This is a genomic window from Massilia oculi (assembly GCF_017582745.1).
Classification (GTDB): domain Bacteria; phylum Pseudomonadota; class Gammaproteobacteria; order Burkholderiales; family Burkholderiaceae_D; genus Telluria; species Telluria oculi_A.
The window spans coordinates 395,416-411,279 of sequence record NZ_JAFVIM010000002.1; the positions used below are offsets into that span (position 1 = coordinate 395,416).

Genomic DNA, 15,864 nt, shown 5'->3' on the forward strand with positions numbered 1-15,864 from the left:
TATCGTGTGATCAACCTCGGCCCCGGCACGATCGCGACCTACCCCGACATCAACGCCGCCGGCCAGGTGGCATTCTCGATGGTGAACGGCGGGCGCACGACGGGATTCTTCTTTGACGGCGCAACAGTAAAAAACATCGGCTCGCTGGGTGGCGGCATCACGTATGCGAACGACCTGAACGAGGCCGGCCAGATCGCCGGCACGTCGGTCAACGAACAGGGCGTCGAGAATGCCTTCGTCTGGAGCGCGGGTGGCGGCATGCTCGACATCCGCGCCGAGCCGGGGCGGGGCCGCTCGTATGGCTGGGCCATCAACAACCGCGGTGTCGTCACCGGTTCGTTCGGCGACTCTGCGCGTCCGTTCCGCTGGAGCCATGCCGGCGGGGTGGAAGACCTGGGCGTCACGCCGGCCTTCCAGCAACCTTCCGGCCGCGTCCTCAACGACGCCGGCCTGATCGCCGGCGTGACCACGATCGACGATGAATTCACGCGCGTGTTCGCCTGGACGCGCGCGAGCGGCCTGGTCGACATCGACACGCTGGGCAGCGTCGAGTCGTCGCCGGTGGCCGTCGGCGCCGGGGGCGAGGTGGCGGGCAATCGGCTGGCTTCCTGGGACGATGGCGGCGATCGCCCCTTCCTGTGGACACGCGCCAGCGGCATGGTCGACCTCGGGATCGGCCGCGGCACCACGGCCTGGGTCAACGCGATGACACCTAGCCTGCACATAGCAGGCGGCATCGGTTACTCCGACGGGCGCCAGCGCGCGATGTCGTGGACGCAGCGCGGCGGCATGCGCGAACTCGGCACCCTGGGAGGCAGGACCTCGGTCGCGCGCGGCGTGAATGCGAAGGGGCAGATCGTGGGCTTTGCCGAGGACAAGGCCGGCGCCATGCGCGCCTTCGTCTGGAGCGCCGGCGGCGGCATGCTGGACCTGAACCGGCTGCTGCGCCGCGTGCCGCCGACGCTGGTGCTGGAACATGCGATGGCGATCAACGAGCGGGGCGAGATCGTGGCCAGTTCGAATGCCGGACTGGTATTACTGAGACCTGATCAGGGACGCAAAACCGGACACACGGTCGGGCCGCTCGTCGCGCCACGCACGATCGAAGTAGGTGTGCCGCTGCAGGCGTCGGTGTCGTTCGTGGATGGCGACCGGGTCGGCACGCGCGGCGTGGATTGGTCGTGGGGAGATGGCAGTGGTGGGGCGGCGCGCCGGATCGACGAGCGCGGCGGCGTCGGTACTGCTCGCGCCAGCCACGGTTTCTCGGCGCCGGGGAACTACACGGTGACGGCCACGGTGGTCGGCCGGGATGGCCGTCGCACCGTGGTCAGCCAGGAGGTGGAAGTGACTGCGCCGTAGGAGGGAATCAACCCTTCTTCTGGGCCGCGATCCAGCGGTCGGTCGCCGCCTCGAGCACGTCGAGCGGCACCGCGCCGTGCGACAGCACCTCGTTGTGGAAGGCGCGCAGGTCGAAGTCCTTGCCCAGGGTCTTCTCGGCGCGCGTACGCAGTTCGCGCAGCTTCAGTTCGCCGATCTTGTAGCTGAGGGCCTGGCCGGGAATCGCGATATAGCGTTCGACTTCCTGCACCGCCGTCACTTCGTTCTGCGGCACGTTGTCCATGAAGTAGGCGATCGCCTGCTCGCGCGTCCAGCCTTTCGAGTGGATGCCGGTATCGACCACCAGGCGCACGCCGCGCCAGATTTCGGCGGTCAGGCGGCCCACCCACTGCCATGGATCGTTGTACATGCCGATTTCCTGGCCCAGCATTTCGCTGTACAGGCCCCAGCCTTCCGAGAAGGCGGTGCTGCCGCCGAAGCGGCGGAACGCCGGCAGGCCGGTCGTTTCCTGCGCCAGGCTGCGCTCGAAGTGGTGGCCGGGAATGGCTTCGTGCAGGAAGAAGGCGGTGGTCGTGAAGTTGGTGCGGGTCTCAGGCTTGTAGGCGTTGAAGTAGAAGACGCCGGGACGCTTGCCGTCCACCGAGCCGCGCTGGTATGAGGCCGGGGCCGCGCTCACTTCGCGGAAGGCTTCCACCGGACGGATCTCGAACGGCGCCTTCGGCACGCGCGCGAACAGCTGGTCGACCTTGGCCTCGACGCGCGGACGCATCGCCTCGTAGGCCGCCTGGATTTCTTCGCGCGACTGGAAGCGCAGCTCGGGCGCGGTGTTGAGGTGATTGAAGAATTCCTTCAGCGTGCCCTTGAAGCCGACCTTGGTCTTGGCTTCTTCGAACTGCGCGCGGATGCGCGCGACTTCGCTCAGGCCGATCTCGTGGATCTGTTCCGGCGTGAGGTCGGTCGTGGTCGAGCGGCGCGCCAGGAAGGCATACCACTCCTTGCCGCCGGGGAGAGCGCCGATGCCGGCCGTGTCGCGGCCCGCAGGCAGGTAGGTGTCCTTCATGAAGGCCAGCAGCTTGCGGTTGGCTGGCGCCAGCTGTTCGCGCACCATCTTGCCGTAGGCCTCAGTCAGGCGCGCCTTGTCGGCAGCGCTGAACGACGCCGGGAATTTCTTCGTCGGCCCCATATAGGTGCTGGTGTCGAGATTGTCGCTGCCGACGTTCTCGAGCTGCGGCAGCACGCGCTGGATCAGCGCCTTCGGCATCACGATGCCCTGCTTGATGCCGGTGCGCATATTGGCGATGCTGTCGTCGACGGCCGGCGCGTAGCCGGCGGCGCGCTTGAGCCAGTTCTCGTAGTCCTGCACGGTCTGGAACGGCTGCGTCGAGGCGCCGGAACCCAGTTGGGCCATCAACAGATGCAGGCCCGAGAACTGATCGACCGGCACCAGGTCGGACGGGAAGCGCAGGCCGTCGAGGTCTTGCTGCAGGCGGTAGCGCAGCAGGTCATAGCTGATGCGGTCTTCCGACTGCAGCGGCGCGGGATCGAACTTGTCGCTGCTGGCGAGGTATTTTTCGGCCAGCGCGCGGGTCTGCTTGCGGCTCTCGGCCGACGAGGTCGGGCCGAAGCGGTCGTTGTAGCGATGGTCGCCATTGAAGGTGGCGGCGATCGGGTTTTCGCGCAGGTAGTCTTCCCAGTAGTCGCTATATAACTGGTTCATCTTTTCCGGCGTGGCCGGCGTCTTGACTTGGGCGACGGCGGGGAGGGCTGCGAACAGCGCGGTGCACAGCGCAGTGCGCAGCGCATTGGACAGAATAGGGGGGAGCGAGCGGGTCATGTCTTCTCTAGGTGGTCAGGGCAATGCAAGAATAGCATGATGGCCCAGGTGCAATACAACAGGGAGATGGCTCGCCGCAGAAACCCTTGCAGCCCGATTGTCCAGTGGTAAGCTATTGATGTTGTCATACCAACCCAGAGGGATTCCATGAAACCGCTGTTCTCCTCCGAAGACGAAGCGAAGGCTGCATCGACGACCCCCGTGACGCCTGCCGCCGGGCTGCCGCCCCTGCTGGATCCGGCCCTCACGCCGGACGCGCTGCCGGCGTTGCGGCCAGAGGCGGGAGCAAAGCCGGTGATCCCCGTCGATCTCACCGGCATCGACGACAAGGCCATCGAGACCCTGGGCAGCGCCGCCGGGCCGGGTGTGGCGAAGGTGTCGGCCAAGCTGCTGGGCACCGTGCGCGCATCGGACGCCGACGTGTTCGGCACGCAGCTGAACGAACTGATCGCCACCTCGAAGGGACTGGACCCGGCCAAGCTCAAATCGGGCGGCCTGCTGTCGCGCGTGTCGAACATGTTCGGCTCGGTCAAGGAAAAGATGCTGTCGCAATACCAGGTGGTCGAGTCGCGCATGGACACCCTGGTGTCCGAGATGACGCGCCACGCCAATGTGCACCGGGCGCGCATCCACGACTTCGACGAGATGTACAAGGGCCTCGAGGTTTACTATCAGGGCCTGGATGCGGACGTGAAGAAGGGCGAGGCCTGGGCCAACCGGCTGCGCCAGGCGGTCGCGCAGCAGGCCGCGGCGGCCAATGCCTTCGAGGCGCAGCAGGCGACCGAACTGCGGCGCCGCCTCGAGCGTCTCGAAAAACGCATCGACGACCTGCGCCGCGCCATGCTGATGGCCACGCAGATGGTGCCGCAGATCCGCCTGTCGCAAGACAATGCGCGCGCGTTGACGGACACCTTCACCGACATCGTCAATGTGTCGATCCCGGCCTGGCGCAATGTGTTCTCGCTTTACCTGCTGCAGCTGGAGGCCAAGCAGAGCGCGGCGGTGGCGAATGCCGCCTACGACGCCACCGACGCGGCCTTCCGCGCCCAGGCTGACATGCTGCTGGAAAATACCGAGACCGTGGCCCGCGCCAAGCAGCGCTCGATCGTCAGCCTGGAAACCGCCCAGCACGTCCAGACGCAGCTCGTAACTGCCTTCGACAAGCTCGAACAGATCTCGAACGAGGGCCAGCAGCGCCGTCGCGACGAGCTGCCGAAGCTGCAGGCGCTGGAGCAGGAGCTGATCGCCAGGTTCTCGCCAGGCGCGGCGTAATTTCAACCCAAACTACAAGGAAAGCTCATGTCGACGACGCTCCAGACTGGCCACCGCATCAACCTCGAAAAATCCGCACCGGGCTTGAAGCGCGTGCGGATCGGCCTCGGATGGAAGGTCAATGCGGCCGAGGGCCACGCCTTCGATCTCGATTCGTCGGTGTTCCTGTGCCGGAAGGACGCGGACGACCATCCGGTCATGATCAGCAACGCCCACTTCGTCTATTACAACCACACGACCTCGCCCGATGGCGCCGTTGTGCACTCGGGCGACAACCGCACCGGCGACAAGGATGGCGACGATGAAGTCATCACCGTCGACCTGGCCAAGGTCGATGCGGCGGTCCTGGAAATGCCGATTGTGGTGACCATCCACGACGCCGAAGTGCGCAAGCAGAACTTCGGCGCCGTCTCCGGCGCCTATGTGAAGGTGTACAACGACGAGACTGGCGAGACGATCGCCGAATACAACCTGAACGAAGACTACTCGGACAAGACCGCCCTGCAATTCGGTTCGCTGTACCGCAGGGATGGCGAGTGGCGTTTCCAGGCCGTGGGCGCGGGGTTCAAGCTGAACCTGGCGACCTTCATTCGCAAGCTGGGCGGCACTGTCTGAGCAGCGGTACGTTTTTCTCTTCCTGAGCGCTGATGGCTTGCGCCGGCGGGTAGATCGATGACACACCAGAAGCCCAAGGCATTCGACTTCGGCGACGCGCCGGAACCGTCGTCTGATCCGGTCGACCGTCCGGCCGGGCCGCGGGCGTTCGATTTCGGCGATGAGCAGGATGCGTCGGCGGCGCCGGACCGCAATGGCCCGCCCAGGGCGCTGTCCTTCGACGATGTTCCGGCAGCGCCGGCTTCTGCCGCCGTGACCAGGAAGACCGTGGCGCGGCCGCTGTTCGACAGCGAAGACCATCCGGCGGTGCGCGATGCGCTCGCCACCGTCCACGCCGAGTATCCGAACGTGTTCGCGCATTCGGAGCAGCGGCTGGCGATCCTGTTCCGCCGCATCCTGCCGGTGAGGCTGGCGCTGGTCACCGAATGGGCCGAAGCGCCGCTGATGGAGCAGGCGGCGCTGCTCCAGCCCATTACCGAACTGGTACTGAAATTCACGCAGATGGGCGTGCCGGCGCTGCTCGAGGCCGCGCTCGAAACCACCAAGGGGCCGCCAAGCATGTTCGGCCGGCTGTTTCGTCGGCCGACGTCGCCGGCCGAGTATCGCCCGGTGCTGACGTCGTCCCGCACGCAGCTCATGCAGCTGATGGACGACAGCGAGGTCGCCGTGCGCAATCTGGAAGAGTCGGCGAAGGGGCTGGGCTTGCACCTGCTCGTGCTGGCCGTCGTCTCGACACTCGTCGAGGATGCACCGGATGCGGCCTTGCGCGATGCGCTCGTGCAGCGGCGCACCTTGATCCAGCAGGCGGTGCGTCAGGCCGAGCTGTCGGTGCTGCAGATGAAGCAGGTGCGGCAGCAGGCGGCGGATTTGATCGGGCAGGTGTCGTCGTTTTTGACTGTTACCTTGCCGGCGGTGGAAATGGCGCAGGCGCAGGGCGGGGCGCGATAGGCTCCAGGCGCCCTGAAACAGGTGCGGCTGTTAGAATTTGCCATAGCCTCAGGGCCCTTTTGCAGGAGTATACAAATCCTACGTTTTCTCATCACTGCGGCAATCGCCAGGCCAAGGTTGACGGCCGCCGTTGCGATATTCATGTTGGCCGTCTTGGCCGGTACGATGACCTACACCGGTTTTCTCGTCATCGGGGTGGTGGCCGATTATCTCGGCACGGGCCGGATCGCGGCAGGACTGCTTCTCGGCGTTCTTTTCGCGAGATTTCCCTGGATAAAAGAGGGCAGGTTGCGCATTGTCGGCCTCTTGCCCAAACCTGCGCGTCGGCCGCTCATCGTGAGCATACTTGTACTGAGCCTGTTCACCTTTGTGGCGCGAGGCGACTACGTGCCGGCACTGTTTGCAGGTGTCGCGACGGCTTTTGTTCTAACTTACCCATGGCTGCGGCGAACGATTGTCGATCGCGTGTCTTCGTCTGTTTTCAAATTCGCCGGCCAAAACCGTCCCGAGACCGCCGACGACACGGTCATTGAAGGCGAATTCAGGGAACGAAAAGAATGAGCTCGATTGCTTCAGGCCAAATGGGAAAACTCGCGTCGTAATCCTTCCTCAGGATGTTTGCTCATCAAGAAGCTTTTCGACAGCCCGGCTTCTGCGTACTATGTGGCTTGATGTGTCTTGGAGATAACAGCTGGCAGGCAATGTCCATGTATTGACGGGCTTGCTGCTGCGCGTATCCACGATTTCAAAGTCCCCTTTTAAGCAAAGGCTACGATGACTGCACAAGCAACTGGCGCGAAACCGCGTGGATTGACCCGTGTCCTGAATTTCATCGAGGTGGCCGGTAACAAGCTGCCCGATCCCGCCATCCTGTTCGCCCTGCTGCTGGTCCTGGTCTGGATCGTCTCATGGGCGATGTCGGGGGTGGTGTTCGACGAAGTCGACCCGCGCACCGGCCAGGCCATCGCGATCAAGAACCTCCTGGCGCCGGCCGCCCTGACGGATTTCATGGCGAAGATGGTCAATATCTTCGTCACCTTCCCGCCGCTCGGCGTGGTGCTGGTGGCGATGCTGGGGCTGGGTGTCGCGGAATATACGGGCTTCATCAATGCCGGCCTGCGCAAGATCCTCGCGGTCACGCCGATGGCCTTGCTGACCCCGGTGCTGATCGGCGTCGCCATCCTGAGCCATATCGCCGTCGATGCCGGCTATGTGCTGGTCATCCCGCTGGGCGCCGTCATCTTCTATGCCGCCGGCCGCCATCCGCTGGCCGGCATCGCGGCCGCCTTCGCCGGAGTGTCGGGCGGCTTTTCGGCCACCTTCTTCCTGCCGTCCAGCCTGGATCCGCTGCTGTCCGGCCTGACCCAGGTCGCCGCGCGGCTGTCGTCCGATCCGGCCGCCGCATCGATCGTGATCAATCCGCTCAACAACTACTATTTCACGACGGCGTCGACCTTCCTCGTGATTGCCATCGGCTGGTTCCTGACCGATAAAGTGATCGAACCGCGCCTGAAGAAAACGGAGATCGACGGCGACCCTGCCGGCCTGCCGCGCATGGATCCCCTCCAGCCGCACGAAACCAGGGGCTTGCGCTGGGCCGTCGTGGCGATGCTCGCCAGCCTGGCGCTGCTGCTGGCGTCGATCGCACCGGAAACCTCGGCCTGGCGCGCGCCGGATACAGGCGAACTGACGCACTCGTCGGCGCCGCTGATGCAGTCGATCGTGGCGCTGATCTTCATCTTCTTCCTGATCCCGGGCGTGGTCTACGGCTACGTCGCCGGCACCGCGAAGAACCACCGCGACATCGTCAAGGGCATGAGCCATGCGATGAGCGGCATGGGCTACTACATCGTCATGGCGTTCTTCTGCGCGCTGTTCATCTTCGCCTTCGGCCAGTCCAACCTGGGCGCGCTGATCGCCCTCAAGGGCGCATTGTGGCTCAAGGACATGGCCTTTCCCTTGGGCGTCACGCTGGCCGGCATCATACTGCTGACCGCGAGCGTCAACCTGTTCATCGGCTCGGCGTCGGCCAAGTGGGCGCTGATCTCGGCGGTGATGGTGCCGATGCTGATGGAGCTGGGCGTGTCGCCCGACCTGACCCAGGCCGCCTACCGGGTGGGCGATTCGTCGACCAATATCATTACGCCCTTGCTGCCGTACTTCCCTCTGATCATCGTGTTCTGCCGCAAATACGTGCAGTCAACCGGCATCGGCACCCTGATCGCCCTGATGCTGCCTTATTCGATCAGCCTGATCGTGTTGTGGACCCTGTTCCTGCTCGGCTACTGGGCGCTGGGGCTGCCGTTGGGCATCGGCTCTACTTACACCTATCCAGCAGTACCTTGATATGGCGAAACGCGGAATAGCTTAAGTTTTTCGTGATGCCGCCCGATATTCTCATTATCGACAATCAGTGACCCGGGACGCGGTCAAGGCCGAATTCGATCGCTGGGAAAAGGACGGCATGCCGGCGGACTGATGTGTCCGGTATGCCCGGCGTGGTCCTCCAGCCGCTCGGCAATCGCGCGCACCGCAGTCGCGTAGCTGCGGCTCGCGCGCAGTGATACCCCGGACTCGAGATGCAGCAGCATATCGCTGTTGGGCAGGGCTTCGACCTTCTGTACACGGTCTGCCGCAACGATGATGCTGCGATGAATGCGTATGAACCGGGCGCCATCGATCCGTGCGCCAAAGCGTGACATGGTGTCGCGCAGCAGATGCTGTTGGCTGCCGACATGCAGCGCGATATAGTTGCCTTGCGCTTCGATCCAGTCCACTTCGGACAAGGGCAGCGACAGTGGCTGGCCGCGCCGTTTGACGTCCACATGCGTCAGCACCAGCGCCGGCTTCGCGACCGGTGCCGGCAAGGCCGTCCGGGGAAGATTCGCCTGGACCAGCGCAGTGAGTGCGGCCAGCGCGAACATCAGCAGGGTGATATTGCCTACCAGTTGGTCCAAGATCTCGTCCCAGGACGGCAGCCACTGTCCGGCGAAGACCCATGCTGCCAATAAACACGATACCACCACCAATATCAGCGCCAGTCCGGCGACGCCAGCGGCATGGATCAGCAGATGGCGGCGGCACTGGGGGCCGCGCAGCGGAAACCGCTCGACCAGTGCCTGGATCGCCGAGGTGACCGTCGTACCCAGCAGGGCGGCCACCAGGATGCGGATCGCTTCGTGGGACCAGCTCAGTGACTGGCCGGCCTGGCTGGCTCGCTGGATGTTGCCGGGCTCAAGCACCAGCAGGAAGGCCAGCCAGTACAGCATGACCCAGGCGTGCGTACGCACCCAGGCGGGCCAGGACGGCGCGGGGGTGGAATAGGCAGAGGTCCTCATGCACCGATTCTAGCAGCGCACCACTGCTACACAAGAATGGGATGACCGGGTGGAAAAAGTGATCATCCGGTCTGGCCTCGCCGCCGCGGCCAGGCGACACTGGCCGCTGATCAATTGTGACGGAGTGACTATGTGGAAGGCGATCTGCAAAGGGGGCTGGGCGATATTATTAGCGAGCGCGGGCTGGGGGCAGGCGGCGCCGGTGATGACGGCCGATGGCGCGGTGGCCGGGCAGCGGCAGGCCGGCGTGCACGTGTATCGCGGCATACCGTTCGCACTGCCGCCACTGGGTGCGTTGCGCTGGAGGCCGCCGCAGCCGCCGGCGCCCTGGCAGGGCGTGCGCGATGCCAGCAAGTTTGCGCCGGCGTGCATGCAGCAGGGCGTATCGATGCCCGGCGAAACGGCGCCGTCGGTCAGCGAGGATTGCCTGTATTTGAATGTGTGGGCGCCGCCACGGCGCACAGGCCAGCATCTGCCGGTGATCGTGTGGATCCACGGTGGCGGCTATACCAATGGGTCGGCGTCGATGCCGCTGTATCACGGCGACCGCCTGGCGCGCAAGGGCGTGCTGGTGGTCACCGTCGCCTACCGCCTCGGCGCGCTGGGCTTTCTGGCGCACCCGGCGCTGAGCGCCGAATCGCCGCAGCGATCGTCGGGCAATTATGGTCTGATGGACCAGATCGCGGCATTGGAATGGGTGCAGCGCAATATCGCTGCCTTTGGCGGCGACCCGAAGCGCGTGACCGTCGCCGGGCAGTCGGCCGGCGCGATGGCGGTCAGTGCGCTGCTGGCGTCGCCGCGTGCACAGGGACTGTTCCAGCGCGCCATTGCGCAGAGCGGTGGCATCTTTGAACCGTTGCAATTAGCTCCCGGCTACCTGCTGGCCAATGCCGAACGCGATGGCGCCGGCTATATGGCATCGCTCGGCGCCACCACGCTGGAGGCGATGCGCATGCTGCCGGCCGAACGCCTGGTCGGGTCCAACGCCGTCAGTCACCCGGTGATCGAGCCGGACGTGCTGCCCCTGGCGCCGTACGACGCCTATGTGCGGGGGCGCTTTCACGATGTACCGTTGCTGATCGGTTCCAACAGCGAAGAGGCGCGCGCGCTGGTCGATGTCACCAAGGTGAGCGCCGACCGCTTCGAGGCGGACATCGGCGCCAGTTTCGGCACGCTGCCGCCGGCGCTGCTGGCGGCCTATCCGCATGCCACCGACGCGCAGGCGCGCGAAGCACGGCTCGCCTTCGAGCGCGACCTGCGGTTCGGCTGGGACATGTGGGCGTGGGCGCGGCTGGCCCAAGCCGGGCGCAGTCCCGTGTATTACTACAGCTTCGAGCAGCGCCCGCCGTTCCCTGCCGATTCGGTGCATGCCGGCTGGGGCGCCAGCCACTTTGCCGAATTGTGGTACATGTTCGACCACCTCGGGCAGGCGCCGTGGGCGTGGCGCGACGGCGATCGCGCGCTGGCGGCGGCAATGTCGGGCTACTGGGTGCGTTTTGCCGCCGCTGGCGATCCCAACGGCAAGGGCTTGCCGCACTGGCCGGCATTTCGTGGCGCGGCCGGGCAAGTGCAGCGTCTGGGCGATTCGATCGGCCCCGGCCCGGTGCCGGCGCTGGAACAGCTGCAAGTGTTCGATGCCGTGTATGCCGGGCTTCGCGGCAGGCCGTTCGGGGACTGAGCCGGCAGGCTCAGTTTTTCTCGGGATCGTGGCCCCAGTTCATCAGTGAATAGCGCCAGTCGCTCGATGCTGGATCGCTCTTGGTAGGCCCCTGCGCAAGGTGCCGGTGGATGTACCCGACCACCTTGCGCATGTGCGCAATGTCCGCCGCACTCAAGTCCCGGGCGTGCCGGTGCAATAGTTCGACGATGCGGCGTCCGGACTGGTGCCCGGTCGATTCGGCATTGCCGTGCTTCTGGCCGACACGCCTGGAATCGTCAGTCTCGAGCCACTTCTCCAGTTGGGTTGGCGTCATGTTTACCGCCTGCTTGAATTCCGCGACCGTCTGGCGCCTGGCGGCGTCCTCATCACCGGTGCCTGCCTGTTTTGACATGCTTACTCCAATGAACATTAAAATTGGCATCGTCCGTCTGATGTCCGGCAGACCATACCCACTTTTAAAGTATCACGAGCGCTGTTTTTCCTGGCGCACCAGAAATCGCTTGATCCTGCTTGCTGTCGAAGCAAGCCAGGAAAGCAGAACGTCATGCAGAAAACAAAAACGCCACCCGAAGGTGGCGTCTTGTTTGCAGTGCTTTCGCAATGCCGAATTCTTGGTGGCCCGGGGCGGAATCGAACCACCGACACAAGGATTTTCAATCCTCTGCTCTACCAACTGAGCTACCAGGCCAAGAGGCCGCAATTATAGCAGCGTTTGCGCAGGATAAACAATCCCGCGCCTGCGTCACCCCTTGGACGAGATCCGCTGCGCGTGATCCCGCTCCAGCGCCAGGCGTGACTCGCGCCGGCCCTTGGCTTCCTCGAAGCGGCGCAGTTCATCCGGCGTCGACGGTTCCAGCGGCGGAATCGCCGCCGGCTTCTTGTCGTCGCCCACCGCCACCATCGTGAAGAAGCAGCTGTTCACATGGCGCACCACCTTGCTGCGGATGTCCTCGGCAATCACCTTGATCCCGATTTCCATCGAGCTGCGGCCGGTGTAGTTCACGGCGGCCAGGAAAGTCACCAGCTCGCCCACGTGGATCGGCTGGCGGAAAGTCACCTGGTCGACGCTCATCGTCACCACATAGCGGCCGGCGTAGCGGCTGGCGCAGGCATAGGCGACCTGGTCGAGCAGTTTCAGGATGGTGCCGCCGTGCACGTTGCCGGAAAAATTGGCCGTGTCGGGCGTCATCAGCACCGTCATGCTGAGCTGGTGGGAGGGCAGGTTCATGGTCGTGTCATTACAAAAGGTATTCGGTGCTTGATGTTGCCTTAGAAACTGCTGCGCGGCAAGTTCGACGGTTGGCGGAGGCCGTTTTTGAGCCCGTCGAAGCACGCATATCGACATACCAATAAAATCGTAGTCATTGAAAAACGAATCGTATAGGCTCGGCGAATGAACAGCGAATTTCCCCATCAGGGTGGATCGGTGCAGTGGCACCTCGGTCCCGTCATCGACGCATTGCGCACCTCGCGCGAATCCACCCACAATATCCGGCACCAGGGCAGGGTGCGCGAGCTGCCGTCGCGTGAAGTCGTGCGCCAGATCGTGGACGGCATTTCCGCGGCCCTGTTCCCCACGCATTATGGCCGCCCCGACCTGAACGACGAGAGCATTGACTACTTCGTCGCCGACACGCTCAACGTGGCGCTCGACCGCCTGGCCGAGCAGGTACGGCGCGCGCTGCGCTTTTCCCCCGAGTTCTCTTCGGAGCACGACCAGACCGCGGACGCCGTGCTGACCGAGCGCGCCCGCGCCATCACGCGCGAGTTCGCCGCCAGCCTGCCGGCCGTGCGCGCGCTGCTGGTGTCCGACGTGCAGGCCGCGCTGGCCGGCGACCCGGCCGCCACCTCGGTGGCCGAGATCATGCTGTGCTATCCCGGCACCATCGCCATCCTCTACCACCGCATCGCGCATTGCCTGACTCGCCTTGGCGTGCCGTTCCTGGCGCGGGTGGCGGCCGACATCGGGCACTCGCTGACCGGCATCGACATCCACCCCGGCGCGCAGATCGGCGGCAGCTTCTTCATCGACCACGGCACCGGCGTCGTCATCGGCGAAACCGCGATCCTGGGCGAGCGCGTCCGCCTGTACCAGGCCGTCACGCTCGGCGCCAAGCGCTTCCCGGTCGACGAGAGCGGCGCCCTGGTCAAAGGCACGCCGCGCCATCCGATCGTCGAGGACGACGTCGTCATCTATGCCGGCGCGACCATCCTTGGCCGCATCACGATCGGCGCCGGTTCGACCATCGGCGGCAACGTCTGGCTGACCCAGAGCGTCCCGCCGGGCAGCAATGTGTCGCAGGCGCAGATGCGCAACACCTGAGTCATCAGATGGCGTGCACCGCATGCAGGCTGTCGAGGATCGCCGGTTTCAACGGCGACAGCGCCAGCTTGCCGCGCTCGCGCGGCCACGGTGCGTCGTTCGTAAACTCGGCGCGTACCGGGCCGGGCACGCCATCCATCAACACCACGCGGTCGCTCAGATAGATCGCCTCATCGATATCGTGCGTCACCAGCAGCACGGTCAGGCCGCGCTGGCGCGCCGCTTCCGCCAGCAGGTCTTGCAGGCGCATGCGTGTGAAGGCGTCGACCGCCGAGAACGGCTCGTCCAGCAGCAGCACGTGCGGCTCCAGGTACAGGCCGCGCGCGATGGCGGCGCGCTGGGCCTGGCCGCCCGACAGCTGCTTGGGCAGCGCATCGCCATACCCTTTCAGGCCGACTTCTTCCAGCAGGGCGTGGGCCCGCTCCAGGTTCGGCCGCCCGTGTCCGCCGAAGACGACGTTCTGCGCCACGGTCAGCCACGGGAACAGGCGCGGCGCCTGGAACACCAGGCCGACGTCGGCATCCGGCCCCGTCAACTGGCGGCCGTCGAGGCGCACCGCGCCGCGGTAGGCGGAGTCCAGCCCTGCCACGATCGACAACAAGGTGCTCTTGCCGCAGCCGCTGGCGCCGACCAGGCTGACGATCTCTCCCTGGTCCAAGCCCAGGCGCAGGCCGCGCAGCACGGTGCGCACGCCGTGGCGCTTTTCATCGATGGCGATGTCGAGAAAACTCATCGCGCCGTCCTTTCCACATAATTGTCGCGCCACGCCAGCCAGCGCCGTTCCAGCGCCTGCATCGCGCTGTCGCTGGCCTTGCCCAGCAGGGCCAGCAGCACGATGGCCGCCAGCATGATGTCGGCGCGGCTCGACTCGCGGCCGTCGGTCAGCAGATAACCCAGGCCGCGGCTGGCGGCAATCAACTCGGCCGCCACCATGAACATCCACGCCAGGCTCAGGCCGTTGCGCAGGCCCGTCAGCACCGAGGGCAGGGCAGCCGGCAGCAATACCCGGCGCGCCAGCGCCAGGGGAGACAGGCGATACAGCAAACCGACCTCGGTCAGGCCACGGTCGACGCCGCGGATGCCGGCCACCACGCCCATGTACACCGGGAAGAAGGCGCCGATCGCGATCAGGATGATCTTCGGCGCCTCGTCGATTCCGAACCAGAGCAGCAGTAGCGGCACCCAGGCCAGCGAGGGAATCGCGCGCAGCGCCTGGAAGCTGGGGTCAAGCAGGCTTTCCGCGCGCCGGTTCAGGGCCACCAGCGCGCCGAGCGGCAGCGCCAGCAGGGCGCCGGCGGCGAAGCCGGCCGCCACCCGCAGCGTGCTGGCGCCGACGTGGCCGGCCAGGCCGTTCTCCAGCAGCCAGGACAGGGATTCGAGGATGGCGCTCGGCGGCGGCAGCAGGTTGGCCGGCACCAGGCCGGCGCGCACGCCGGCTTCCGCGCCGATCAGGGCCAAGGCCGGCAGCAACAAGCCCAGAGGGAAGCCGAGGCGGCGCCATGCGCGCCGCGCTTGTGACTGCGGAGGAGCGTCCAGGGTGATGGCCTGCCGTTCCATGTCAGGCCCTGGTGAGCTGGCGCGCGAAGCCGGTGTCGACCAGGCCGGCGATCGCCTTGTCCAGGTCCGTGCCGGGGCGGACCAGCGCCTCGTCGCGCAGGATCGGCGCCGCCAGCTGCAGCGCGCGCAGGTGCTCGGCGGTCGGCTGGGCGTTGCTGAAGTCCGAGCGCAGCTTGACCTGCAGCAGCGCGACCGGCAGCGGCACCTTGGCCTCTATCGACAGGATCTTGGCCGCTTCGGATGGATTGGCGCGGGTCCAGGCGCGGGCGCGCTCATAGGCCTTGATCACGCGCGCGGTCTCGTTCGCGCGGGTGGCCAGGAAGTCTTCGCGCACGTTCAGGAAACCATAGGTATTGAAGCCCACGTTACGGTACAGCAGACGCGCGCCGCCATCGAGTTCGGCCGCCGCCATATGCGGATCGAGGCCGGCCCAGGCATCCACGCGGCCCTGCTCCAGCGCGGCCCGGCCGTCCGCGTGCTGCAGGCTGACGTGCTCGATGTCGCTGCGTTTCAGGCCCACGGTCTGCAGGGCGCGCAGCAGGAACAGATAGGGATCGGTGCCCTTGGTGGCAGCCACCTTCTTGCCCTTCAGGTCGGCCAGGCTCCGGATCGGCGAATTCTTGGGCACCACCAGCGCCGTCCACTCGGGCCGCGAGAACAGGTAGGGCGTGCGGATCGGATTGCCGTTGGCGCGGGCCAGCAGGGCCGCCAGGCCGGCGCTCGAGCCGATGTCGATGCTGTTCGCGTTAAGGTACTCGAGCGCGCGGTTGCTGCCTGCGCTGAACACCCATTTGATGCGGGTGCCGTCGGCCTTGAATTCTTCTTCGAGCCAGCCGAAGTGGCGCAGCACCAGGCTGGTCGGCGAGTAGTGGGCGTAGTCGAGGCGCAGCTCCGATAAGGGAGCCGCGCGTGCGGGCAGGACGGCGAGGGCGGCGCCGCTGGCGGCCAGTTGCAACAGGCTTCTTCGTTTCATGATGGT

The 15,864-nt window shown here is 65.6% G+C and carries 15 protein-coding genes and 1 tRNA gene; 8 read left to right on the forward strand and 8 right to left on the reverse strand.

Going from position 1 to position 15,864, the window contains the following annotated elements:
- Positions 1-6 precede the first annotated feature (6 nt).
- Positions 7-1,359, forward strand: coding sequence for a PKD domain-containing protein (locus J3U95_RS28720; protein ID WP_208277345.1), 1,353 nt, complete (start codon positions 7-9; stop codon positions 1,357-1,359).
- A gap of 7 nt (positions 1,360-1,366) precedes the next feature.
- Here J3U95_RS28720 and J3U95_RS03915 read toward each other — a convergent pair whose 3' ends face one another.
- Complete coding sequence (locus tag J3U95_RS03915; protein WP_208277346.1) at positions 1,367-3,172, reverse strand: DUF885 domain-containing protein; 1,806 nt, start codon at positions 3,170-3,172, stop codon at positions 1,367-1,369.
- 147 nt (positions 3,173-3,319) lie between these two features.
- Between J3U95_RS03915 and J3U95_RS03920 the strand changes: the two genes are divergently transcribed.
- From J3U95_RS03920 to J3U95_RS03940, 5 genes are all read left to right on the forward strand, one after another.
- The gene (locus J3U95_RS03920) at positions 3,320-4,444 is read left to right on the forward strand and encodes a toxic anion resistance protein (protein WP_208277347.1); all 1,125 of its coding nucleotides are present in this window, start codon (positions 3,320-3,322) and stop codon (positions 4,442-4,444) included.
- A gap of 27 nt (positions 4,445-4,471) precedes the next feature.
- Positions 4,472-5,059, forward strand: coding sequence for a TerD family protein (locus J3U95_RS03925; protein ID WP_208277348.1), 588 nt, complete (start codon positions 4,472-4,474; stop codon positions 5,057-5,059).
- A gap of 57 nt (positions 5,060-5,116) precedes the next feature.
- Positions 5,117-6,007, forward strand: a complete 891-nt coding sequence (locus J3U95_RS03930) for a hypothetical protein (RefSeq protein WP_208277349.1) — start codon at positions 5,117-5,119, stop codon at positions 6,005-6,007.
- A gap of 141 nt (positions 6,008-6,148) precedes the next feature.
- Entirely contained in the window at positions 6,149-6,568 is a 420-nt protein-coding gene (locus tag J3U95_RS03935; protein WP_208277350.1) for a hypothetical protein, read from the forward strand.
- Positions 6,569-6,781: 213 nt separating this feature from the next.
- Entirely contained in the window at positions 6,782-8,353 is a 1,572-nt protein-coding gene (locus tag J3U95_RS03940; protein ID WP_208277351.1) for an AbgT family transporter, read from the forward strand.
- A gap of 83 nt (positions 8,354-8,436) precedes the next feature.
- Here the strand turns inward: J3U95_RS03940 and J3U95_RS03945 are convergent, their stop codons facing one another.
- Positions 8,437-9,345 (reverse strand): LytTR family DNA-binding domain-containing protein, encoded by a 909-nt coding sequence (locus J3U95_RS03945; protein ID WP_208277352.1) that lies wholly within the window; start codon positions 9,343-9,345, stop codon positions 8,437-8,439.
- A gap of 130 nt (positions 9,346-9,475) precedes the next feature.
- Between J3U95_RS03945 and J3U95_RS03950 the strand changes: the two genes are divergently transcribed.
- Positions 9,476-11,023 (forward strand): carboxylesterase/lipase family protein, encoded by a 1,548-nt coding sequence (locus J3U95_RS03950; protein WP_208277353.1) that lies wholly within the window; start codon positions 9,476-9,478, stop codon positions 11,021-11,023.
- A 10-nt stretch (positions 11,024-11,033) separates the two neighbouring features.
- Here the strand turns inward: J3U95_RS03950 and J3U95_RS03955 are convergent, their stop codons facing one another.
- From J3U95_RS03955 to J3U95_RS03965, 3 genes are all read right to left on the reverse strand, one after another.
- A complete protein-coding gene (locus J3U95_RS03955; protein WP_208277354.1) occupies positions 11,034-11,396 on the reverse strand; it encodes a DUF3140 domain-containing protein in 363 nt (120 codons plus the stop codon).
- A gap of 221 nt (positions 11,397-11,617) precedes the next feature.
- A tRNA-Phe gene (locus tag J3U95_RS03960) sits at positions 11,618-11,693 on the reverse strand.
- Positions 11,694-11,747: 54 nt separating this feature from the next.
- Positions 11,748-12,233 carry an acyl-CoA thioesterase gene (locus J3U95_RS03965; protein WP_005671532.1) on the reverse strand — a complete coding sequence of 162 codons (486 nt, stop codon included), beginning with the start codon at positions 12,231-12,233 and terminating at the stop codon, positions 11,748-11,750.
- Between the two features lie 165 nt (positions 12,234-12,398).
- Here J3U95_RS03965 and epsC point away from each other — a divergent pair, with 165 nt between their 5' ends.
- On the forward strand, positions 12,399-13,328 hold the full coding sequence (epsC, locus tag J3U95_RS03970; RefSeq protein WP_208277355.1) for a serine O-acetyltransferase EpsC: 930 nt from the start codon (positions 12,399-12,401) through the stop codon (positions 13,326-13,328).
- Positions 13,329-13,332: 4 nt separating this feature from the next.
- Here the strand turns inward: epsC and J3U95_RS03975 are convergent, their stop codons facing one another.
- From J3U95_RS03975 to J3U95_RS03985, 3 genes are read right to left on the reverse strand one after another with little or no spacing between them, the layout of a single operon-like run.
- Positions 13,333-14,061: an ABC transporter ATP-binding protein gene (locus J3U95_RS03975; RefSeq protein ID WP_208277356.1), complete on the reverse strand. Its 729-nt coding sequence runs from the start codon at positions 14,059-14,061 to the stop codon at positions 13,333-13,335.
- Positions 14,058-14,885 carry an ABC transporter permease gene (locus tag J3U95_RS03980; protein WP_208277357.1) on the reverse strand — a complete coding sequence of 276 codons (828 nt, stop codon included), beginning with the start codon at positions 14,883-14,885 and terminating at the stop codon, positions 14,058-14,060. Before J3U95_RS03980 ends, J3U95_RS03975 begins: the two co-directional genes overlap by 4 nt.
- A 1-nt stretch (position 14,886) precedes the next feature.
- Positions 14,887-15,858, reverse strand: coding sequence for an aliphatic sulfonate ABC transporter substrate-binding protein (locus J3U95_RS03985; protein WP_208277358.1), 972 nt, complete (start codon positions 15,856-15,858; stop codon positions 14,887-14,889).
- Positions 15,859-15,864 lie beyond the last annotated feature (6 nt).

Excerpts from the sequence above, each read along its gene's own strand:
- J3U95_RS03945 (WP_208277352.1), bottom strand. The coding sequence starts at position 9,345 with ATGAGGACCTCTGCCTATTCCACCCCCGCGCCGTCCTGGCCCGCCTGG.
- epsC (WP_208277355.1), top strand. The coding sequence starts at position 12,399 with ATGAACAGCGAATTTCCCCATCAGGGTGGATCGGTGCAGTGGCACCTC.
- J3U95_RS03985 (WP_208277358.1), bottom strand. The coding sequence starts at position 15,858 with ATGAAACGAAGAAGCCTGTTGCAACTGGCCGCCAGCGGCGCCGCCCTC.
- J3U95_RS03980 (WP_208277357.1), bottom strand. The coding sequence starts at position 14,885 with ATGGAACGGCAGGCCATCACCCTGGACGCTCCTCCGCAGTCACAAGCG.
- J3U95_RS03915 (WP_208277346.1), bottom strand. The coding sequence starts at position 3,172 with ATGACCCGCTCGCTCCCCCCTATTCTGTCCAATGCGCTGCGCACTGCG.
- J3U95_RS03920 (WP_208277347.1), top strand. The coding sequence starts at position 3,320 with ATGAAACCGCTGTTCTCCTCCGAAGACGAAGCGAAGGCTGCATCGACG.
- J3U95_RS03940 (WP_208277351.1), top strand. The coding sequence starts at position 6,782 with ATGACTGCACAAGCAACTGGCGCGAAACCGCGTGGATTGACCCGTGTC.
- J3U95_RS03925 (WP_208277348.1), top strand. The coding sequence starts at position 4,472 with ATGTCGACGACGCTCCAGACTGGCCACCGCATCAACCTCGAAAAATCC.
- J3U95_RS03955 (WP_208277354.1), bottom strand. The coding sequence starts at position 11,396 with ATGTCAAAACAGGCAGGCACCGGTGATGAGGACGCCGCCAGGCGCCAG.
- J3U95_RS03975 (WP_208277356.1), bottom strand. The coding sequence starts at position 14,061 with ATGAGTTTTCTCGACATCGCCATCGATGAAAAGCGCCACGGCGTGCGC.
- J3U95_RS03965 (WP_005671532.1), bottom strand. The coding sequence starts at position 12,233 with ATGAACCTGCCCTCCCACCAGCTCAGCATGACGGTGCTGATGACGCCC.
- J3U95_RS03935 (WP_208277350.1), top strand. The coding sequence starts at position 6,149 with ATGTTGGCCGTCTTGGCCGGTACGATGACCTACACCGGTTTTCTCGTC.
- J3U95_RS03930 (WP_208277349.1), top strand. The coding sequence starts at position 5,117 with ATGACACACCAGAAGCCCAAGGCATTCGACTTCGGCGACGCGCCGGAA.
- J3U95_RS03950 (WP_208277353.1), top strand. The coding sequence starts at position 9,476 with ATGTGGAAGGCGATCTGCAAAGGGGGCTGGGCGATATTATTAGCGAGC.